Origin of the sequence: Pseudophaeobacter sp. C1-32P7, from assembly GCF_041008775.1 — a bacterium.
Lineage (GTDB): Bacteria > Pseudomonadota > Alphaproteobacteria > Rhodobacterales > Rhodobacteraceae > Phycobacter > Phycobacter gallaeciensis_A.
The window spans coordinates 131,963-153,079 of record NZ_JAXGFR010000010.1; the positions used below are offsets into that span (position 1 = coordinate 131,963).

Genomic DNA, 21,117 nt, shown 5'->3' on the forward strand with positions numbered 1-21,117 from the left:
TAATTGGCGCAACACGACGCACAATTCCTCATCCCTTGACCCCAAAAACCCCATTCATCGGGCTCTCGAAAAGCGCCCTGATGCAAAATCCTTCTCAGATTCTCGGAAACATTGCAATTGTATAGCCTTTTACGTTTGCTTTTGGTTTCGGGGAAATGTTGCTTGTTAAATAGGTGAAAAAATGTCGACAACTGCAAATCAGAAATATCTATATGACTTTGATGACCCGATAGACGCATTTATTTGGAAAAATGCGTCGGATGACCGTTATGATTCCACCCCCGATGTCTACGTCGACGGTTTCCACAATTTTCCGGGCGAAACACTGGGCTTCGTCAACTTCTCGAATGCATTCGGGGACGGTGAAGACCAAATCCCGTTCGGACCGATAATTTCCTCTATTTGGACCGGCCTGGCAAACTGGAACTGGGACACCACCGGCGCTTGCAGTCTGACGGATAACAGCAGCGCGCACCGCTCCTCCGGCGGTCTTTTCTCCGGCACCGGTGTCATTGAGGTGATGCGGAGCCTGCAAAGCTGGTCTTATGGCATTGAGAGTTTCGGCTGGCTGTTCGGCGGCAATGGCGGCACCGACCGGAGCGTCCAATTGCATGAGGATGACGTTTCCCCAACCTATACGATGATCGAACAAGCCGCCGCGGCTTATGTTCCTGCGGCTGAGAATGCCGCAGAGGTGACAACCAGCTTCCAGCAGAATGTCGGGGGATATTTGGGGACGATCGACACCTACATCCGGGAAAGCCGCGCGGACAGAAGCTATGACACCAAGCCTGTTGTCTATGTCGATGGCGCCGACAAGGCAGGCGGCGAGATGCAGGGGCTCATCCGGTTCTCGGAGATCTTCGGAAACGGGCCGGGGCAGATTCCACTTGGCGCGACGATCACCTCGGCGACCCTGACGCTTGTGCTGTCCAACGGCACCAGGGATTCGGTGGCGTTCCACCTCATGGCGGGGGATTGGACCAGCCAGCCGGAAATGACCTGGAACGGTTTCGGCAACGGCATTCAGACGGATGACGTGGAGGCATTTTCGACCCCCGATGTTGCGCTCAGCCGTCTCAATAAGGGGACCGAGCTGATTGATGTGACGCAGAGTCTGCAAGCGTGGTCTGATGGGCTGGCCAACAACGGCTGGCTGATGACTGTCGGCGGCGACAACGGTCTGCGCTTCGGATCATCCGAGAGCGGCACCGCCCCGACCCTGTCGGTGACCTACTCTATCCCGACCGATCCGGTGCCGGGCATCACGGTCACCGAAAGCGATGGATCGACGATCGTCACCGAGGACGGAGAAGGAGACAGCCTGTCCGTTTCGCTGCAAACTGCGCCAACTGCGGACGTGACGATCACAGTCTCGACCTCGGGTCCGGACGATATCGGGTTCACGCCCCAAACCCTGACCTTCACCTCCGAAAACTGGCAGACATCGCAAACGATCCAGCTCAGCGCGATCGACGACACGATTACCGAAGGGACAGAGAATTTCACCCTGATCCTGACGACCTCAAGCCCCGACACCGCCTATGATGGCAGGACGTCCAGCGTTTCGGTTTCGGTGATCGACAACGACGCCGTGGTGCAGCCCCTTTCCCCCGCCGTCGTCGCAATCCATAACACGACCGACTATTTCCCAGGCGACCCCTCGGGCTATGGATCAGGTGATCCTTCCGGCATTGCCTATGTGCCCGAACTCGACCTGCTGTTCATAGTGGATTCCGAGCATAACGAAAGCCCGTATTACAGCCCCGTGAACCTGTTCGCGACGCGGCTGGACGGGACATATGTCGATGCCTTCTCCCTGATCAGCTACACCGATGAGCCGACGGGAGTGGCCTATAATCCATTCAACAGCCTTCTTTACATCACCGACGACGACGCCAACAAAATCTTTATCACCGATCCAAACGACCCGACGGTCCTGCTCGGTCAAATCGACGTGGGCGCGCTCGACATCCAAGACGCCGAAGATCCGGTGATCAATCCTGCAACGGGCCACATCTTTTTGCTCAACGGGGCGAACCGGGAACTTGTCGAACTGTCCGCAACCGGCGACTTGATCGAACGGACCGTTCTGCCCAGCGAAATCGAAGATACCGAGGGTTTGGCCTACGATGCCGCGCAGGATGTCTTCTATATCTCAAGCGGCAGCACGCGCGGCACCATCTTTGAAGTTGATCGCCAGTGCAACATTCTCGCCTCGACCGACCTGCTGAACGATTACAGAAGCCCGATCACTGGCGGCAAGCCAAAGCTGAAGGGGCTCGAACTCGCGCCGAGCAGCGACCCGAATGACGGGGACAAGATGTCGCTTTATGCCGTCGATTACGGCTACGACCAGGAACCGGACGGGCGCCTGTTTGAAATCAACCTGCACAACGATTGGGCCATTGCATGACGGGTCAACGGGAGAAGGACCAGCGGGTGACTGGCCAAAGGGTAACTGGCACCAAAGCCGATATCCCCCGTGTTTCCGGAGAGTGACGCGATGACGGGCGGACGAAAACTCACCGAAACGACGATTTCCGGCTTCGGCTGGACCTCGCTGGCGGTCGGCGCGCGGGCGCTGTTGCAGGTGGTCGCGATCATTTTCCTGGCGCGGCTGCTGGCGCCTGAACAGTTCGGCCTCTTCGCGGCGGCGATGGTCGTCGGCGGCTTCTGCGCGATCATTTCCGAACTCGGGGTCAGCCCAGCCATCGTTCAGCGCCCCGCGCTTGAGCCCCGACATATCCGCACAGGGTTCACGCTGTCGGTGGCGATGGGGCTGGTCGTGGGGCTGGTCGCCTATCTCCTGGCGGATGCGATCGCCAGTTTCTTCCAGATGCCCGAACTGGCGGGAGTGGTGCGGATCATGGCACTCGGTTTCCCACTACGCGGCCTCGCGACGGTGGCTGAGGCGCTAGCCCTTCGCACCTTCCGCTTTCGCTGGCTCGCACTGGTCGAGGCGGGGGCTTTCGGGCTCGGCTTCATCGTGGTGGCACCGGTACTCACGCTGATGGACTTCGGAGTCTATGCGCTGGTCGGCGCCTACCTGACGCAGAATATCGCCCGGACACTGATACTGCTTTTCGGCCAACCGCATGAAAACCGGCTCATGCTGGAATCGCGTGCCGTCGGTGAGCTTCTCTATTTCGGCACGGGCTTCACCATCGCCAAGTTTTGTAACTACTTCGCGTCCCAGGCCGACAACATGGTCGTCGGGCGCTGGCTTGGGCCGGTGGCTCTTGGGCTCTACGGTCATGCCTATCAACTTATGGCCGCGCCCGCGATCTTGGTGGGGCAGGCTCTCGACCGGGTGCTGTTCCCGACCATGGCCAGCGTCCAGAGCCAGCCCGAACGTCTGGCCCGAGCCTACCGTGGCGGTATTTTCGCCTGTGCGACGGTGATGCTGCCTGCGGGTGTCGTCATTGCCATCCTCGCCCCCGAAATCGTGCACATCCTGTTGGGGCCGAACTGGGCGAGCGCGGCGGTGCCGCTGCGCTTCCTTGCCCTCGGGATGCTGTTCCGCACCAGTTCCAAGATCAGCGACTCCATCGTGCGCGCCACCGGCGCCGTATATGCCCGCGCCTGGCGTCAGGGAGTGTTCGCCATGGCCGTCTTTGTCGGTGCATTGTCCGGGCAGCATTGGGGGCTGGTCGGCGTGGCGATCGGTGTCCTATGCGCCCTCGCCCTCAATTTCCTGATGATGGCGCAGCTTAGCCTGCGCCTGTCCGCCATGAGCTGGCGAACCTTCGGACAGGCGCATCTGCCTGGCGCGCTTCTCGCGTTGATCCTCGGCGGGAGCAGCTTCACCATCGCAACCGGCCTGCGGGGCTCCGGCGCGGGATCGGTTCCGGTCGTCGGCGGCACGGTCTTGGTTGCCGCGCTGCTGGTACCGCTTCTGATCTGGATGCGCCCGCAGCTCTTTCTCGGGCCGGATCGAGAGCGCCTGCTGCTCGCCCTCGCCAATGTTGGCCCCATGCGCATGCGGCGCGGCATCGCACTGCTTCAAAGGCGGGTATCGTGATGAAAGATGATCGTGAAAACCTGCTGCAACGCGCGACCTGGGGCGGCGCGCCCGTACCCGAAATCGGCCTCGCCGTGGTTCAGCAGCTTTTTGACCGCCTGCATGCTGCCGACCTGCAGTACTGCCACTGGAAAAGCAATGAACACCTCGATGCCGGGATGCGGGGCCTTACGGATTTGGACGTTCTGGTCGAACAGTGGCGCAGCGACGATTTGCAGCGCATTCTCGCCGAAAGCGGTTTCCGCCGGTTCCAGGCGACCGCGCTCACCGCCTATCCGGCGGTCGAGGATTATCTTGCCGTTGACGACGCGACCGGAACGCTGGTTCACCTTCATCTGCATCACCGTCTCACGCTTGGCCAGAAGCACCTCAAGGGCTACCGCCTACCGTGGGAAGCGCAGGCCCTCGCGACGCGCGGGTTTGACCCCACTTACGGCGCCTATGTCACCGCCCCCGAAATGGAGCTTTTGCTGCTTCTCGTCCGCGACGCCCTCAAGCGACGGATCAGAACAACCGTTGCCGCATGGCTCCGTGTCAAAGGCGGGAACGATGATTTCGAACGCGAATTCGCCTGGCTGGTCGAGCGCACCGAAGCCGATGCGGTTGTCTCGCTCGCGGCCAGTATGATCGGACCAAAGACCGAAGCGCCGCTGCGCCGTATCCTCGCAGAAGGTGCCCGACACTCCGACCGTGCGGCCTTTGCCAGGGTGGTGCGCGCCGCACTGCGCCCGCACCGGACCTACGGCGGCATCTCGGCGGCGCTGTTCATGAAGGTGCGGGAGGTCTTCTGGATTCTCGGCGGATTGAGCCGCAGGCGGTTTCACTGGTCGATCCCGCTGCGCCGCACATCGCCACGGGGCGGTATCGTTGTCGCCTTTCTCGGCTCCGACGGAGCGGGCAAGTCGACGATGCGCGCCGACACGATGTCCTGGCTTGGACAGAAACTCGACGTGGTTCCAATCTATTTCGGAAGCGGTGACGGTCCCGGTTCGCTGCTGCGACTGCCACTGCAGATTGCCCGGGGCCTTGTCGACCGGCGCACCGCGAGCCGCACGCCAAGCCAGCGCCGCAGCGGTTTGCGCGGGCGTCTCAGGGCCGTCGCGCTGATCCCCTGGGCGCTCAGCCTCAGCCTTGAGAAACGCGCGAAGCTGCGGCGGATGATCCGCGCCCGGAACCGTGGTCTGGTGGTCATCTGCGATCGCTACCCGCAAGACCAGTTCCAAGGCTTCAACGATGGCTGCCTGCTTGGCCGCTTTGCAAGCTCGTCTTCCCGCCTCGCCCAGGCGCTGGCACGGTGGGAAGCCCGCGCCTATGCTGACGCCCGGCTTTACCCACCTGACGTCGTGATCAAGCTCATCGCCTCGCCCGAGGTGGCATTGTCCCGTCGCCCCGAGATGAGCGCTGAGGAAATCGAAAACCGGATCGAAGTGGTCCGCGCCCTTCGTTTTCCCGACGAAACGCTGGTGGCGGAAATCGACGCCGACCAGCCTCTTGACGAAGTTGTGCGATCCGTCCGCCGCGTGATCTGGAAGGTCCTGTGATGCATACCGCACCAAACCGCCCTGCCGAAACACGGTCGCAGCCCCAGACCCGAACATGGCTTGCAGCTGTCCTCTCCCTCATGGCGCTGTTGCTGACGGCACTCCCGATCGCGGCCGATGACTATCGGCTGGCCCCGGGTGACGTGCTGCGTCTGCTTGTCGTGGGGGCGCCGGAACTGAATGTCGACGTGCCGATCGAAATGAGTGGCGCGGCCTGGTTCCCGCTGGTGGGACCGATCGCTGTAGGCGGGGGAACGCTTGACGACGTCCGCCGCAAGACCGCCGAGGCCTATGCCGAGATGAGCCTGACCCGACGGGTCGCTCCCGGTGGCGGGTTGCCCCAGATCATCGAAACCAATCAGGTTCTTGTCACTGTGGCTTCTTACCGGCCGATCTATGTCTCGGGAGATGCCGGTGGCGCGCATGAAATCCCGTTCCGCGGCGGCATGACCCTGCACCACGTGATGACGCTGGCAAGCAGCGGACCGCCACGCGATACCCAGCGACCGGCCTCCAGCGACGAAATTGCGGCCGCCGTGACCGCGCTGGCCAATGAATACGCCCGGATATGGCGCCTGAAAACCTTCCTCAGGACCGACACGCCTCAGGATTACCAACGCATCTTTGTGGCCCATATCCCCGCGATCGACAGCATCGTCAACGTCGAGCGGTCTATCCTCGAAGAAACCCGCGTGGCCATCGAGACGCAGAAACAACACCTGCAGGACGAAATCGAAAGGGTTCGCAAGCGCATCGGCGTTCTGAGTGAGCAAAAGCAGAACGAGGACAACGGCGCGGCGATGGACGAGAAGGATCTCGAAGACATCCGCGCGCTGCAGGAAAAGGGGCTGGCGCCGATGTCGCGCGTTTCCGAGGTGCGCCGCGCCGCTCTGGTCACGGCGAGCCGGGCGTTGCAGATCGACGTCACCCTGGAAGAAGCCCGCGCCGAGGCGGCAAAGCTCTCAGCTGAAATCAACGCCATCGACAGCGATGCGCGCATCACCGCCTGGAAGGACCTAGGCGAAGCCGTGGCCCGCGCCCAACAGCGGCAGGCCAACCTGGCGACCCTGACGGCAAGTGCCGGAGACCCGCTGCGGCAGCTTTACGGGATCAAACCAACGGCCACGGTGACCCGAAACGGCGTGACGCTCGCCCGGGCTCAGACCAAGCCTGCGATGGCCCTGATGCCAGGGGATATCGTCGAACTTCACGTCCTGCCCCCCGGCATGGCCGTGGAGCCCGGAAAGCAGGGGATAGAAACGCAATGAAAGGGTCACAACAAACCGAAGATCCGCTCGACAACTACTGGCTCTACGAGGCGCCCACAGCCGAATCTTTCATCAGGCTGGTGCGAAGGGTGCGCGGGGACGGAGAACAAGAAACTGAAGGCAGGGAAGCAATGGATGGCTCCGACTTACCAGACGATCCTCTCGAATTCGAATGGCAGGCAACTCCGCCGACCATCGCATCCTTTCTGGCGGCGGTTCGACGGCAAGCGAAGACACTGTTGATCTGCCTCGCTGCCGGTATTTTTCTGGCACTGGCGATTATCGTCTTCTCCACGCCGATGTATGCAGCGCGTGTTTCGCTCTATCTCGGGTCCGTCACCGGGGGCGATCTGCGCTCCGAATTGGGAACGGCGATCGACCTCGACACCAACGCCGAACTGATCCGCTCAGACGAAACCACCGCTGCCGTGATCCGCGAACTCGATCTTGCTACTCTGCCGGAATTCGCACCTGAGGCCAGCACCCTTGCGGCGGTGGTCGACACGCTGAGGCAATGGGCCGGACGCGCCAGCCCAGACGAACCCGCTGATCCGATGCCGATGGTAATCGGCAAGGTCAGGAAGGGTCTGAGTGTCTCTCGCAAGGGGAATACGCGGCTCATCGAACTGCGTTACAGCTCGGTCTCGTCGGCGCTTTCGGCGGATATCGCCAATGCGTTTGCGCGCGCCCACCTGGCCGGGGCACTAGCCCGCGACGAAGAGGCAAAGGTGCAACGGATCGCCCAGCTGGAAACCCTTGCGGCACGCGCGCGGCAGAAGGCGGCCGAGGCCGACGGCAATGTCCGGTCTCTCCTGCGCGGAACCGGCAGGGTGGCCGCCGACCCACAGCAGATCCAACAGCAAACCTTCGCCCTGCGCCAGCAACTCTCGATGCTCGAGGCCAAGGCGGCAGCGCTGAAGACCAAGCTGTCGCTGATCGCGGCCTACGAACGCACGGGCGATACATCGGTCATCACCCTTGACAGCCCGGCTAGCCGACAGCTGCTTACCGAGCTCGCACAAGCCAGGGACCGGCTTGCCGGGATTCAGCAGCAGCCCGGCTCCCAGCCGCAATCCGTGTCTGCCATCACCGACAGCATCAAGACACTCGAAGCCAGTCTCAGACAGGAGGTTCGCCTCGCCGCCAGCGCGATTGAAGTGGAGCTTGAAACCACGGTGGCCGAACAGGAAAGCGTCAGCGACCAGATCAGTCAGCTGAACGCCTATGTCGCAAGCGAGACCTGGTCCGCGCTTCAGGCGGCGCGGCGTGACAAAATATTTTATGACGGCGCCTATCAGGAATACCTGAGCCAGCTCGAGACCACCCGCTACGCCCCGCAGAGTCATTCCGACCTGCGCATCGTCGCCGATGCCGTAGCTCCAACCCTGCCCAGTTCGCCGAACCAGATGGTGGTGCTGGCGATCTCTCTTACCCTGAGTATTTTCGTGGGAGTGGGGCTCGCGGGGATTTCCGAATGGAAGCGCAATGAACGTGCGCGGGTCTGATTGGCCGTCAGGCAGCGGCGCAGGGCCCTTTCCGGCAGGGCGGCCCCTCGCACTGGCGCGCCGATCGAGCGCAGCCCCTCTCCCTGCCTATGTGGCGTATCTTTATGTCGCGCTGCTTGCCGCCCCGGCGCTTGTCAGCCTTCCCGCCGGGGCGCCGCTGGCCCTTGGGGTTATGCTGGTCGGGCTACCGGTCTGGTTCGAGGCCGCCCGGGCCCGGCGCACGCCGTTCGATGTCGCGGCCACGCGCACCATCGCGATTGTTCTTGCCTGTGCCGGGTTTCTCATCGTCTGGTCGCTGCTGTCGACCTTCGGGGCCGCCCAACCCTTACGGGCGAGCCGTTATCTGTCCACCCTCGTTTCCGGTTTCGCAATCTATCTCCTTGTCCGTAGCACGGTCACCCGGCAGCAAATCCTGCGTTACATTGACATCATTGCAGCTGCGCTGGCGGCGACCGCGCTGTTGAGCCTGATCGCTTATGACATCGCACCGCTGCACCAGATGGTTTTCAAAGGAACCGACCGCGCCGCAGGGATGTTTAAGAACCCAAATCAGTTCGGCATGGCGATCTCCACCACGATCCCGGCCCTCATGGCGCTGCTTCTGTCCGTGCGGCGGCGGCGCCCGTTCCGGATACTCTGCCTGTTCCTGATATTGCTTGGGTTGCTGGCGTCGGGTTCCAAGACCAATCTGATGCTGGCCTGGGCGTCGATCCTGACGATGCTCTTGGCCTATGCCATCGTTGCATATTCCGGCGTCAGACGGATCGGCATGATGGCTCTATACCTTGTCCTCACCCTTGTGATGACGGGGCTTGGCATTCTCGCGCTCAACGTTCTCAACCCGCGTGCATTGGGGCTTCTGTCCCAGTTCCTCTACAGTCAGGAAGAGCTGGAATCCCTGATGACCCGGGGGTTCCTGTGGCGCTACAGTATCGACCAGTTTCTCGCCGATCCGTTCCTCGGCCAAGGAGCGAGCCAGCGCATCGATATTTTTTACCGTCAAGCCGACGTTTCCCACAGTCACAACCTGTTTCTGGACTACATGCGCACCCTTGGCGCGCCGGGCTTGCTGAGCGTCGCGATCATGATCGGCGCGGTGGTGACCCTCTGCCTGTGGTCAATCGTCGGAATGCTACGCGCGACACGGGGCACGACATCGGCCCGGATGATCTGCATCGGATTGTCGCTCAGCACCCTAGTCTATATCGCGGCGAACATGTCGAGCGATTCATTCGGCCCCTCGACAAGCCCCTATTTCTGGCTCTTCACCTACCTCGCTTTCGCTGCACGCCGACTTACAGGCTCATCGTCGCAAGATGATCTTGGGAGGTTCCCTGAAAGCGGATCGAGTACCGAGCCTACGCTTCAGAAGCTCTTCGAAAACGACTGAGCACCGCCGGATTCTTCGCCTGATCAGCCTGGCGCGCCGGTCAGCTTGAACTTTCCTACAGTTGTCCCTGTACCGGGAGCAGGCCACGAGGTTTCGGGGGCGTAAAATCCAGGCCTGTGGGGAACGGAAGTTTTCTATCATTCCCGCGCTCTCTCAATATCGAGCGCCTCCTGTTCGACCTTCTGGGGCAAATCTGAACGACCGAACAGCTTCCGGCCCTGTTCCATCATCCGGTCAACAATCTTCGCACGTTTCTCGGTTTCATCAATCTTCCGCGCGCGGCGGAAGATGCCGGGCATCAACCTATCCGATTGTAGAATTCTCCCCACGTTCCGACACCCAAAGGAGTGGCACAGTCCGCGACAGGTCCAGAGAGGAAAACGAGCACTTGGGGCGGCGCAGAAACGCGACAGGTCTACACGCAGCATTGCTGAAATGTGCCGCCCGGAGGGCACTGCTCTGAGCCTCTATTACAGTTGGTGCAATGAATTCCTCGAGGCTGTGAAGAAACGCCTGGCGGGCAACGCGGCGCGGGCGGCGATGTAGAGTGAGACCACGGATCTGCGAAGGGAGGCGGGTGATCTGGAAGAGGTCGTTGCCGAGCAGGCACCGGAGCTGCGTCTTCTGAAGAAGCGTATGGGTAGCTCGTCGAGTAGCAAAGGTCGCAGCCGACATGTCTCTGGCGGCTCCGGCCCCGCCCCTGCTGCCCGGTCCCCTTGGGTCCGCCACTCGCGCCGCCATAGGGAAACTTGGCAGAAAGCTGGGTCAGTTTACACGAATCGCGGCTTGATTTATCGTTAAGGTATCACAATACATCTCGGCCCCCTCGTTTCTCGTCCGCCTCCAATCGCAGGCGGTAGCGGATACTGGCTGGCCTGATGCAATCACACTGTGAGCAGTGGGTAAAAACCAGATTGCACTCTCGAGAGGAGGCTGGGTCGAGCTGGATGAAACACTCCAGGCTTGGGACATGCGACATGAGTTTTATTTCGTTATCCCAGTGGATTACGCTTTTGGGTGACAAAAGCCACTGTATCATTTTTCTGAATGAAAATGGTGACGCCGTGTCATTCGATGAGGCTTGCGCCGAAGAGCCGCTGTGGCAAGTGATGCTGAATTGGCGGAATATCCATCTCTGTGACCCACACCAGAAAGCGAAACTCTCGCGGCTTGTTCAAGCCTCCCTGGATTTCGGTGAGCAGGGGAGTACCCCTTTGCCGCCCCCGGTCAAGCTGGAAACAGAGACGGGCCGCGTCCTGTACATTGATGCTGTGCCGGTGCCCATTCAGTTGCGAGAACAGCTAAATGGGGCGCATGCGTTGCTCTATATCCGGGAAGTCGCACACGCCTCTGACTATTTCAAAGAGTTCCTGCAGCAGGAGTATCACCTGACGCCTGCCGAAGCCTCGGTCACAATCCGGCTTGCAGCGGGGGCAAGCCTGAGAGCAGCGTCCAAACAGCTGAATATATCGATTTGGACTGCACGCAGCCATCTACGCTCTATCTTCCAGAAAACCAACACCCACCGACAGGCAGAACTGGTGGCATTGTTAGCCCATGCCGATTACTAACGCCGTCGGATCGCGCGAATAATTTGGCCAAGCAGAGCAGTAAACTCTAGCCTTGAAACCCAGATGTGCCTGCCAGTCAGATACTGCGGCGGCTACCGCGGCCTGCGTCTGACGAGAACGCATACCCCATTCGGGTTAGAAAAATGCCGCGGATACTCACTCGGGTGAGCGATGTTGGACTCCCGGAATTATGCAAATCTTGCAGCCTGTATTCACAAAACTGGGAGGTTATCATGAAACTTGTCACACTTATTGCGGCCGGGGCACTGGCACTTGGCACCTCAAGCATGGCATTTGCAGATACCGGCGGCCAACCCAATGCAAACGCCTATCCTGACGGAACCAAAACCAATGGCCGTAAAGCTTTGTGCGTTCCGCCAGGATCCGTTTTCCGGACCACAGCCAAAGACCCGGGTCCCAACAACGATCCGTTTGGCAACGGCAAAACTCCAGGTACCGAAGTCGGTGATCAGTGCAATGTGGGCCAACCCAGCTGACATTTACGTTTGAGCCTTTTGAACAAGAGCCCCTTTGGGGCTCTTGCTGTATCCGGCGGCTGGGTTGCCTTCTGCCGCTCCCGTTGCTCCATGCAGCGCGCCCACCCTGCGTAGTTTGGTGCCTACTCAAATTTCAAGGCTGCGACCGGATCCATTTTGGATGCTTTACGCGCCGGAAAATAACCAAATATCAAACCGACCACTGCTGAAACCGCCACCCCGCCAATGACGGATAGAGGGCTCAAAAAGACCGGCCAGCCAGCCAATTGCCCCACCAATACTGCTGCAGATGCACCGATCGCCAATCCAATCGACCCACCGAAGACACAGAGCAAGACAGCCTCCATCAGAAATTGCAGCTGCACATGCCCTGGGCTGGCACCTATTGCGATCCTCAAGCCGATTTCGCGGGTGCGCTCTGTCACAGACACCAGCATGATATTCATGATGCCGATCCCCCCCACGATCAGCGATACCGATGCAATGCCCGACAACAGCCAGCCTAACGCTCTCTTTACGGCATTTTCAGCCGCCATCATTGAGGCCGGGTCCGAAACCAGAAAGTCGTTGGCCGCCCCCGAACCAATCCTGTGCCTTTGCCGCAGGAGAGCCGTCATTCTCTTTTCTGCCACCGGGACCGCAGAGGAAGAGACCGCTTTTGCGAGAATGTACTCAACTGAATTCCGGTGAACCGCGTTGGAGCTGCCGATCAGCCTTTGCTTTGCTGTGCGGATAGGTACAAAAACAACCTGATCCTGCGCTCGCCCCCAACCCGAGGTGCCCTTTTCTTCCAGCACACCAATCACTTCAAAGGGAACCGACAGTACGCGAATGACCTGCCCAATCGGGTCCGTGTCGCCAAAAAGCTGCTCGGCCGTCAATTGCCCCAGCACCGCAACTTTTCCCGCTCCGGATTGTTCTTGCTGGGAAAAATAGCGCCCCTGTTTCAAGGGCCATTCACGAATTGCGAAATAGCTGGAGGTGGTGCCGTTCACCGTTGTCCAAGTGTTCCGGTTTTTATGAACCGTAAGCACGTTGCCGCGAAGCGCAGGAGCGGTCAAAGCGATCTGTGCAATATTGGCCGCTATAGCCTCCGCGTCCTCCTCTGTCAGCCGCGAGACCGCACCGCGGCCGGTCTGTCCCGCTCCACGGCTGCTTCTGGGCGGTTCGATCATCAGAACATTCGCGCCCAGCGTTTTGATCTGCTCCGAAATCTGTCGCTGCGCCCCGGCTGCAAATGCGACCATAGAGACAACCGAAGCCACACCGACAATGACGCCAAGCATGGTCAGGAAACTGCGAAGCAGGTTCGCCTGAAGCGCCCGCAGAGCCACTTTGAAACTTTCCAGCACGATCATCTCAGCACCAGAACCTCTGATGCAGCATCCGCAGCCCAAAGACGGTTTGGCACGGTTTCATCCGAGATGATCTCACCATCTGCCATCCGCAGGATGCGTTGCGCATGCCGGGCGACCCGTTCGTCATGCGTCACAACCACAACAGCGTGACCTGCACGGTTGATTGTCTGGAACAGGGCGAGGATCTGTCGGCCCTTTTGACTGTCCAAGGCCCCCGTTGGCTCATCAGCCAAGATCAGGCGCGGTTGGTTCACCAGGGCCCGCGCAATGGCAACGCGCTGCTGCTCTCCGCCAGAAAGCTGGTGCGGATAATGGCCCTGCCGTTTGGCCAACCCCACATCCTCCAGCGCCTTCACTGCCCGCCTTCGGCGCTCCCCGGCCCGGATACTGGCGTAGATCATCGGCAGTTCGACATTCTCGACCGCAGAATGACGCGGCAGCAGGTTGTACGACTGAAACACAAACCCAAAGATCCTGTTCCTGATTTCAGCCCTGCGTGCGTCCGTCAGACCGCTGGCCCGGCGCCCCAGAATGTCGAGCGTCCCGGCGTCTTGCCGGTCAAGCAGACCGAGCAGATTCATCAAGGTGGTTTTCCCGGACCCGGACGGGCCCATGATGGCCACGAATTCCCCTGCGGCGACCGAAATGGAACAGTTCTTCAAAGCATCGATAGATGTTCCGCCGCTGCTATAGCTCCGCCCAAGATGCGCTGCTTTGATCAGCGTGGTCACAGCCTCGCTCCGATCCAATTCCCAAACAGCGACCGTTCATGCGGCTGTTCAATTTCGGCCCCGATAACAAGATCGCCTTCTTCGATCTCCTCCGAAGCAATAAGCGTATGGCTTGCATCGCTGTCCAACGGCACGACCGCCATCGGCTCAGGCTTGCCGAGTTCATCCAATCGCCAGATCACCGCAGTCGTTTCGGGTGTTCCCGAATAGGTGCTTGGGGTGTAACTCAGTGCGTTGGTCGGAACTTTGAGCCCAGGTTCAGACCTTTTGATCGTTATTTTGACAAATGCTGTCATCCCAGGAAGAAGCAATTCTTCGGGGTTTTCAGTCTCAAGGACGACGGTATAGGTCACAATGTTCTGGATCACCTTGGCGGATTTTCTGATTTCGGTCACAACACCTGAAAACATCCGATCCGGGAAAGCATCGACAGTGAACCCAGCCGCCTGTCCGATGCGGATACGGCCAATATCGGTTTCATCCACGCTGACATAGACCACCATATTCCGGAGAGCCTTGGCGATCGTAAACAGGGTCGGCGCCTCCAGAGCCGCCGCAACGGTCTGCCCTTCCTCGATGCTGCGGTTGATGATCACCCCATCTATCGGCGCGCGTATGGTGGTGCGCTCCAGTTCAACCTCAGCCAGCTTTAACGCGGCCTGCCGCTGTGGAACATTTGCACGTGCACCCGCAAGTTCGGCTTGGTTTTTCGCAAAATCAGCGCGCGCGGTCTCAATCCTCTGCTCGTTGACGGCCATCAGGGCTTCGGCCTCCCGCAGGGCTGCGGATGCAGTCAGCACTGATGTGCGCTCATTGTCGATGTCCGCCTCTGAAACGGTCCCAGAACGGTGCAACCCTTCTTTTCGATCAAGATTGGACTGTGCCAAGAGCCACTCTGCCTTGGCCTTATCCACCCGAGCCTGATGAACACTCCGCTCCAATCCAATCGCGTCGATTTCAACTTTCGACCGCCTCAACGCCGCTTTGCGAACCTCAACTGCGGACAAGGCAATGCTGACAGCAGCTTCAGCCTCGGCAACCCGCGCTTCAAATCCCTGTCGGTCAATCTGCGCCAGCGGCTGGCCGCTCTCTACGCTGTCATTAAAATCTGCAGTGACTTTGGTAATCCGCCCGGACACCTGAGAACTGATATCCACCGTAAAAAGGGCATCCACAGTACCGGTTGAAGACACAGTTTCCTCCAGCCGTCCAAATTCCACAGGGGCGGTCACATATGTGGGCTTTGCAGAAGGAGCGCTGAGATCCGATGCGAGGTACGCGAATGTTGCTCCTGCCACCAGCAAAACGGTAAGGAACCTGAGCATGATGGCCGATGGTGCCATTTTTTCGCAGAAATTTCAATTTTTATTGGAGCGTGGACTGGGCTAAGGCGCGCAGCAAACGCACCACGCGATCGTCACCCGCTCCACGAAAATACTGCACGATGCACGAATGGCAGCTCCAATGGGCTGCAACGCAGTATTAGGCGGGAAACTAAATGGCCGGTTTGGTTCGGCCATTCCTGCCCTAACTCTCTGCAGGACCCGGCTTGACTAAGTCCGATATCTGCGCTCGGCGATCTCCAGTCCACCCCTGGTCTGGAAAAACACGGCCTAGGCCCCATAAAAAGTCACGATGTCCGGCCGGGGTTCCTTCAATTTGGAAGGCGTTCACGTAACGGCCTCATCCTTCGCTCTGGCCCATCCGTGTAAACGGCAGTTACAGGAAGGTGGCAATGAATAAGGCACCGTTTTCCAATTTAAAATGCACTGGATCACCCCCCTCAAGTCCATCGCCCAACAACAGCAAGATGTGCGAAGAAACCGAAACCTGACGAATTTTTCGTGAAGTTTCGGCAAGGAATACCACGCATCGATGCGGTCAGAGAGATCGGTGTGACTGAGCAAAGCTATTACCCCAAAGCGCAAAGTGTGACGGAATGGGCGCGGCACAACCCAAGGGAGTGTTCACTGCGCCCGGGTTTGTTAGGCGCAAAAACCGGCTTTAAAAAGTTTGACCTGCAGGGCACACAGGGAGGCATGAGCGTGCACAGCCGACGTTGACGTTGATCGTGGAAAATAGCCGCTTCGAGCCCGATCAGGCGAACCGCTCAGCGCGCCCTGGCCCGGTGTTTGATCGCTATCCGTGTTCGCTCTTGAAAAGTAATTCTCCACGCTATGTCTGCTTGAAGCAGAGCCGACGAACTTAGCCTGATGAGCTGCATAGTTTGTGCATTTTCGGAATGATACTGAGGTGTGCATTTTGTTGTGCAAAAACAAGCAACATCTCGACACCGGTAGGCTTCGGGAACGGCTAGAATTTGCTTGCGGTTGCATGTTTTTTGTAGGCAGTTTTTCACAATGATACACACAACCCAATTTTCAGCGGCAACCACGCCGGTTCACCCAGCGCAGGAAACTCCATGAAGCTCATCAAGCAACTTTTTGCGGGAGCGCTGCTTGTATGCGGGGCGCTGTATCTTTGGGCTGCCTATGTGCCTGCGTCGCGCCCCTTGCTCGAACGCTGGGGCGTGCTGGATATCATTGAACAGGTTGCGCCCCTTCCCTCGGACGAAGCGTCAGAAACGACTGCGAAACGTGGTCCGCGCGGGCCGGTTCGCGTGGTTGCGGGAGAGGTTTCGCAACAACCGATGAATGACCAGGTGCGCGCGATTGGGGACGGGCGGGCCATTCGATCCGTTACAGTGCGCGCCGAAGCGACGGGGCGCATCGTGTCGACGGGGTTTGTGGCCGGCGGTTATGTGAGCAAGGGGGATGAGCTTTACCACCTTGAAGACGCAGCCGAAAAGATCGCAGTCGAGCGGGCGCGATTGCAGGTGGAGGCTGCAAAAGAGGATGTCGACCGGCTCAAGCAGTTGCAGAAAACCGGCGCGGTAACAGCTGTGCGTTTCCGCGAGGCTGAACTGGAACTGCGCTCGGCCGAACTGGCGTTGGAGCAGGCCCGGTTTGACCTTGCACAGCGAACCATCGTCGCGCCGATCTCGGGATGGGCTGGTCTGTCGGAGATCGAGGTTGGCGACCGCATTTCCGTGCAGGATGTCCTGACGGTGATCACGGACCGCTCGCATATCCTGATCGATTTCCGGGTGCCTGAACGGGCGATCAGCCAATTGTCGCTTGGCATGCCGATGCAGGTCGTTCCCCTGGCGAACCCGGATCAGCAGCTTGTCGGGAAGATCAACGCGATCGACAATATCGTCGACCGGCACAGCCGCACCTTGCGGGTTCAGGGGCAGCTTGAAAACGAGGGCGATACGCTCAGGGCTGGGATGGCGTTCTCGGTCGCGCTTTCGTTTCCCGGCGAAATGGCCTTGGCAGTGGATCCGCTATCGGTGCAATGGTCTTCGGACGGGCCTTTCCTGTGGAAGATCGAAGACAGCAAGGCACAACGGGTCGCTGTGAAGATATTGCAGCGCAACAGTGGCTCTGTCCTGGTCGAAGGCGCGCTGAATGCCGGGGATGCCATCATCGTCGAAGGCGTTCAGAATATCCGGCCGGGGGCTGAGGTTGAAGCTGTCGAGGGCACAGAACCATCTGAGACCAACGGTTAAGGGAGTATCGTCGTGAGTATACTTGGCGAGACTCTACATGGGCAGCATGGCACGGGCACCATCTTGTTCGTCAAACGGCCGGTACTGGCCTTTGTGCTCAACGCGTTGATCGTGATTGCCGGTGTGGCTGGATTGTTCGGGGTCGAGATCCGCGAATTGCCGGATGTGGACCGCCCCGTGGTGACGGTGACGACTTATTTCCCGGGCGCGTCATCCGAAACCGTTGATCAGGAGGTCACAAGCCGGATTGAAGGCGCGGTTGGGCGGGTTTCGGGGATCAGGACGATCTCGTCGCAATCTCGCTATGGCCGCAGCCGGGTCACGCTGGAATTTGAGGATAGTGTAGATCTGGATGTCGCCGCGACGGATGCCCGTGATGCGGTTAGCCGGATCGCCAATACCCTGCCAGAGGATGCCGAGACCCCCGGCATCGTAAAGGCCGACGCCAACGCGCAGCCTGTGGTCCGGGTGGCGGTGACCTCGGACAGCCGCTCGCCGCAGGAACTGACACAAATCGTGCATGACCGGGTGGAAGACCGGTTGATTTCGATACCGGGCGTTGCTGATTTGCAGATCTATGGGAATCGTGATCCGATATTCCGGGTTGATATCGACCAGTGGGAGCTTGCCAGCAGGGGGCTCAGCCTTGCGGATTTGCGCCGTGCGCTTGCGGATGTAGCCTATGATGCTCCGGCGGGCGATCTGAGCGGTATGCGCCAGTCGATCAATGTCCGCACAACGGCTTCTGTTTCGACACCTGAAGCCTTTGAAGCCTTGGAAATCCGCGACAATGTCAAACTGGGGGATGTGGCACGCGTTACCCTTGGCCCCGCGCCGAATGAAACCATCCTGCGCGCCAATGGCCAGACAGGGCTTGGCATCGGGGTGATCCGTCAGGCAACCAGCAATACGCTGGAAATCTCGGCAGCCGTGCACCAGGTGGTTGCAGAATTGAATGAAACCCTGCCGATAGGGGTGGATATATTCATCACCTCTGATGATGCGGTGTTCATCAATGGCTCGATCGAGGAGGTGCTCAAGACGCTGGGCCTGGCTATCGCAATTGTTGTTGCCGTGATCTTTCTCTTCCTGCGCAGCTTCCGTGCCACCCTCATTCCTGCACTGACACTTCCCGTCGCATTGGTCGGAACGCTGGCCGGGATCTATCTGGTCGGGTTCTCAGTCAACATCCTGACGCTTCTGGCGCTTGTTCTGGCAACGGGCATGGTGGTGGATGATGCCATCGTGGTTCTGGAAAACATCGTGCGGCGGCGCGCCGAGGGGATGGGCGCCCGCGCGGCTGCCGTTCTGGGGGTTCAGGAGGTGTTCTTTGCCGTCATCACCACGACGGCCACCCTCGCGGCTGTTTTCGTGCCCCTGTCGTTCCTTCCCGGACAGGCCGGGGGGCTTTTCCGCGAGTTCGGCTTTACACTGGCGATGTCCGTGACGCTGTCATCGGTTGTGGCACTGACACTGTGCCCGGTGATGGCCAGCCGCCTGCTGGATGGCGTGCAGCTGAATAACAGCGGGCGTGGACCGATCACCTGGCTGGGCAACCGGCTTGCAGCGCTTTACGGAGCCACATTGCGGATGGCCTTGGGCGCTCCGGCAATAGTTGTCCTTGCGTCGCTGCTGTTCGCGGCAACTGCGCTTATGGTTGGCTCTGGTATCAAACAGGAGCTGACCCCGCCTGAAGACAGATCGCTTGTGCTGATGTCCGTCACGGCACCTCAGGGGGTGTCGCTCGATTATACCATGGCAAAAATGAACGAGATCGAGCGCTCGCTGTCTCCCCTTCGCGAAACCGGCGAGCTGCGCAATGTCTTCTCGATTACGGGCTATAGCGCCGACAATCGGGGGTTCATGGTTGCCACGCTTGCACCATGGGAGGCGCGCAGCCGCGGTCAGCAGGACATCGTCAACGATATTAACCGGGGGCTGTCTTCGATCATCGGAGTTCGGGTCTTCGTAATCCAGCGCAATTCCTTGGGGATTCGCGGCGCCGGACGCGGCTTGGCGTTTGCGATCACGGGCGACAACTACGACCAACTGGCGGGCGTGGCCGAGCAACTGGTCGAGCGGATGCAGCAAAATCCCGACTTTGGCAGGGTTCGGCTTGAGTATGAAACGACGCAGCCACAGCTCTTTATCGAAATCGACCGCGCACGGGCATCGGACCTTGGCGTCGAAATCTCCGGGTTGGGGGATGCCTTGCGGGCCGTTCTGGACGGGCGAAGCGTGGGGTCGGTTTTCATCAATGACACCAGCTATGATATCCAGATGCTCTCGACCTCGATGCCGGTTGATGATCCTGGTGATCTGGAAAGCATCTTTGTACGTGCGTCCGATGGCCAGATGGTTCCCCTGTCGTCCTTTGTCCGGCTTGAGGAACGCGCCGTTGCTCCGGAACTCAGCCGCGAAGGAAAGAACCGCTCGGTCGAGATCGCGGCCAGCCTGACGCCGGAGCTTGCGCTGGGCGATGCCTTTGTCCAGGTGCAGGATCTGGCGGCGGATCTGATCACCGAAAACAACAGGGTCGTTCCGCTGGCCGAGGCCGCGACGCTGGATCAGACGAACTCGGGGATTGGCATTATTTTCGGCTTTGCGATCATCGTCGTTCTTTTGGTCCTTGCAGCGCAATTCGAAAGCTTCATTTCCGCCATCGTCGTCATGTCGACCGTGCCATTCGGTCTGGCTTGCGCTGCTTTTGCCCTCGCTCTGACCGGGCTAAGCCTGAATGTTTACAGCCAAATCGGCCTTGTCATGCTGGTCGGTATCATGGCCAAGAACGGCATCTTGATCGTCGAGTTCGCAAACCAGTTGCGGGACCGCGGGACAGACGTACATCAGGCAATCTATGACGCGTCCACCATACGCTTGCGCCCCGTCATGATGACCATGACGTCCACGGTTCTCGGGGGGATACCGCTGATTTTCTCAACCGGGGCGGGCGCCGAGGCGCGCGAAGCCTTGGGGTGGGTGATCGTCGGTGGTTTGGGGCTCGCAACCCTGTCGACGCTTTTTCTGACCCCGGCGGCCTATTTGCTGCTGGCACGGTTCTCGACCCCCAAGGCCGAGGAGGAGGCACGGTTGCATCGCGAACTGCGCGAAGCGAATGCCAATTGAAATCAAGGGCTGTGAAGCCAGCGATGGTCCGAGCTGATTGAGAGTGACGCTGGATTTTGTTGATGGGGTGGATGCTCCCTCCTTCTGTGATGCCAACAACAAAGCCGTTCGGAACACGAAACCTCCGCGCTAAATCTTCCGCAGCTTTCCGACCTTAAAAAGTCGAGGCATCAACTCCGCCGACTTCAGTGAATTCCAGCCCAGGCGAGAGCGTCAACCGTTGGCCAGCCCCCGGCGTACCGAGGAATTTAGACGCGACAGTATCTTTCCTGACTTGCTTACCTTTTCGAGAACTTCAGATCGCAATTTCTCGAGGGATGTTGAAACAGGAACCGAAGCAACTGAAACCCACACGATAATGCCGAGCGCTAGGGCGCCCCCCCCACTCGCCAAGATCTCCGTTTGGCAACCACGCCAGCTATTAACAGAAACGAACACAGCCCTGCCAATGCAGATAGCCGCAGCATAGCACCAATCGTCACTCGAAGTTAACCTAAGCGCCTGTTTTTCAATACTTTTCCTTCCATACCCCCAC

General features: G+C 59.5%; 14 protein-coding genes and 1 pseudogene. 11 read left to right on the plus strand and 4 right to left on the minus strand.

All coding sequences use genetic code 11. From position 1 onward, the window contains the following. The first annotated feature begins 181 nt into the window (after positions 1-181). The 6 genes from SM763_RS15420 to SM763_RS15445 all read left to right on the plus strand — a co-directional run bounded on the left by SM763_RS15420 (position 182) and on the right by SM763_RS15445 (position 9,728). On the plus strand, positions 182-2,416 hold the full coding sequence (locus tag SM763_RS15420; protein ID WP_368999078.1) for a DNRLRE domain-containing protein: 2,235 nt from the start codon (positions 182-184) through the stop codon (positions 2,414-2,416). 90 nt (positions 2,417-2,506) lie between these two features. Continuing rightward, complete coding sequence (locus SM763_RS15425) at positions 2,507-4,024, plus strand: lipopolysaccharide biosynthesis protein (RefSeq protein WP_368999079.1); 1,518 nt, start codon at positions 2,507-2,509, stop codon at positions 4,022-4,024. Next, a complete protein-coding gene (locus SM763_RS15430) occupies positions 4,024-5,565 on the plus strand; it encodes a nucleoside/nucleotide kinase family protein (RefSeq protein WP_368999080.1) in 1,542 nt (513 codons plus the stop codon). Before SM763_RS15425 ends, SM763_RS15430 begins: the two co-directional genes overlap by 1 nt. Continuing rightward, entirely contained in the window at positions 5,565-6,833 is a 1,269-nt protein-coding gene (locus tag SM763_RS15435) for a polysaccharide biosynthesis/export family protein (protein WP_368999081.1), read from the plus strand. The genes SM763_RS15430 and SM763_RS15435 overlap by 1 nt, the downstream gene beginning before the upstream one ends. Further along, positions 6,830-8,338 (plus strand): GumC family protein, encoded by a 1,509-nt coding sequence (locus SM763_RS15440; protein ID WP_368999082.1) that lies wholly within the window; start codon positions 6,830-6,832, stop codon positions 8,336-8,338. The genes SM763_RS15435 and SM763_RS15440 overlap by 4 nt, the downstream gene beginning before the upstream one ends. A gap of 91 nt (positions 8,339-8,429) precedes the next feature. Beyond that, positions 8,430-9,728, plus strand: a complete 1,299-nt coding sequence (locus tag SM763_RS15445) for an O-antigen ligase family protein (protein ID WP_368999083.1) — start codon at positions 8,430-8,432, stop codon at positions 9,726-9,728. Positions 9,729-9,865: 137 nt separating this feature from the next. Here the strand turns inward: SM763_RS15445 and SM763_RS15450 are convergent, their stop codons facing one another. Then, positions 9,866-10,027, minus strand: a complete 162-nt coding sequence (locus tag SM763_RS15450; RefSeq protein ID WP_274834793.1) for a hypothetical protein — start codon at positions 10,025-10,027, stop codon at positions 9,866-9,868. Between the two features lie 112 nt (positions 10,028-10,139). On the opposite strand from SM763_RS15450, the pseudogene SM763_RS15455 reads away from it, so the two are divergent. The 3 genes and pseudogenes from SM763_RS15455 to SM763_RS15465 form a co-directional block, all read left to right on the plus strand. After that, positions 10,140-10,364: pseudogene (locus SM763_RS15455) on the plus strand (IS3 family transposase); the annotation flags it as partial. A gap of 341 nt (positions 10,365-10,705) precedes the next feature. Beyond that, entirely contained in the window at positions 10,706-11,299 is a 594-nt protein-coding gene (locus SM763_RS15460; RefSeq protein ID WP_197492340.1) for a helix-turn-helix transcriptional regulator, read from the plus strand. Positions 11,300-11,532: 233 nt separating this feature from the next. Continuing rightward, a complete protein-coding gene (locus tag SM763_RS15465; protein ID WP_065271174.1) occupies positions 11,533-11,796 on the plus strand; it encodes a hypothetical protein in 264 nt (87 codons plus the stop codon). A 122-nt stretch (positions 11,797-11,918) separates the two neighbouring features. On the opposite strand, the gene SM763_RS15470 is transcribed toward SM763_RS15465, so the two are convergent. From SM763_RS15470 to SM763_RS15480, 3 genes are read right to left on the minus strand one after another with little or no spacing between them, the layout of a single operon-like run. Continuing rightward, entirely contained in the window at positions 11,919-13,154 is a 1,236-nt protein-coding gene (locus tag SM763_RS15470) for an ABC transporter permease (protein ID WP_368999084.1), read from the minus strand. Further along, positions 13,151-13,885 carry an ABC transporter ATP-binding protein gene (locus tag SM763_RS15475; RefSeq protein ID WP_274832757.1) on the minus strand — a complete coding sequence of 245 codons (735 nt, stop codon included), beginning with the start codon at positions 13,883-13,885 and terminating at the stop codon, positions 13,151-13,153. Before SM763_RS15475 ends, SM763_RS15470 begins: the two co-directional genes overlap by 4 nt. After that, a complete protein-coding gene (locus tag SM763_RS15480; RefSeq protein ID WP_368999085.1) occupies positions 13,882-15,228 on the minus strand; it encodes an efflux RND transporter periplasmic adaptor subunit in 1,347 nt (448 codons plus the stop codon). Before SM763_RS15480 ends, SM763_RS15475 begins: the two co-directional genes overlap by 4 nt. A 1,079-nt stretch (positions 15,229-16,307) precedes the next feature. On the opposite strand from SM763_RS15480, the gene SM763_RS15485 reads away from it, so the two are divergent. Together SM763_RS15485 and SM763_RS15490 are read left to right on the plus strand one after the other, a co-directional pair. Further along, the gene (locus SM763_RS15485) at positions 16,308-17,456 is read left to right on the plus strand and encodes an efflux RND transporter periplasmic adaptor subunit (protein WP_368999086.1); all 1,149 of its coding nucleotides are present in this window, start codon (positions 16,308-16,310) and stop codon (positions 17,454-17,456) included. 12 nt (positions 17,457-17,468) lie between these two features. Continuing rightward, complete coding sequence (locus SM763_RS15490) at positions 17,469-20,582, plus strand: efflux RND transporter permease subunit (RefSeq protein ID WP_368999087.1); 3,114 nt, start codon at positions 17,469-17,471, stop codon at positions 20,580-20,582. Positions 20,583-21,117 lie beyond the last annotated feature (535 nt).

Bases quoted from the DNA above. Each gene is read 5' to 3' on its own strand.
- SM763_RS15420 (WP_368999078.1), top strand. From the start codon at position 182: ATGTCGACAACTGCAAATCAGAAATATCTATATGACTTTGATGACCCG.
- SM763_RS15425 (WP_368999079.1), top strand. From the start codon at position 2,507: ATGACGGGCGGACGAAAACTCACCGAAACGACGATTTCCGGCTTCGGC.
- SM763_RS15430 (WP_368999080.1), top strand. From the start codon at position 4,024: ATGAAAGATGATCGTGAAAACCTGCTGCAACGCGCGACCTGGGGCGGC.
- SM763_RS15435 (WP_368999081.1), top strand. From the start codon at position 5,565: ATGCATACCGCACCAAACCGCCCTGCCGAAACACGGTCGCAGCCCCAG.
- SM763_RS15440 (WP_368999082.1), top strand. From the start codon at position 6,830: ATGAAAGGGTCACAACAAACCGAAGATCCGCTCGACAACTACTGGCTC.
- SM763_RS15450 (WP_274834793.1), bottom strand. From the start codon at position 10,027: ATGCCCGGCATCTTCCGCCGCGCGCGGAAGATTGATGAAACCGAGAAA.
- SM763_RS15460 (WP_197492340.1), top strand. From the start codon at position 10,706: ATGAGTTTTATTTCGTTATCCCAGTGGATTACGCTTTTGGGTGACAAA.
- SM763_RS15465 (WP_065271174.1), top strand. From the start codon at position 11,533: ATGAAACTTGTCACACTTATTGCGGCCGGGGCACTGGCACTTGGCACC.
- SM763_RS15470 (WP_368999084.1), bottom strand. From the start codon at position 13,154: ATGATCGTGCTGGAAAGTTTCAAAGTGGCTCTGCGGGCGCTTCAGGCG.
- SM763_RS15480 (WP_368999085.1), bottom strand. From the start codon at position 15,228: ATGGCACCATCGGCCATCATGCTCAGGTTCCTTACCGTTTTGCTGGTG.
- SM763_RS15485 (WP_368999086.1), top strand. From the start codon at position 16,308: ATGAAGCTCATCAAGCAACTTTTTGCGGGAGCGCTGCTTGTATGCGGG.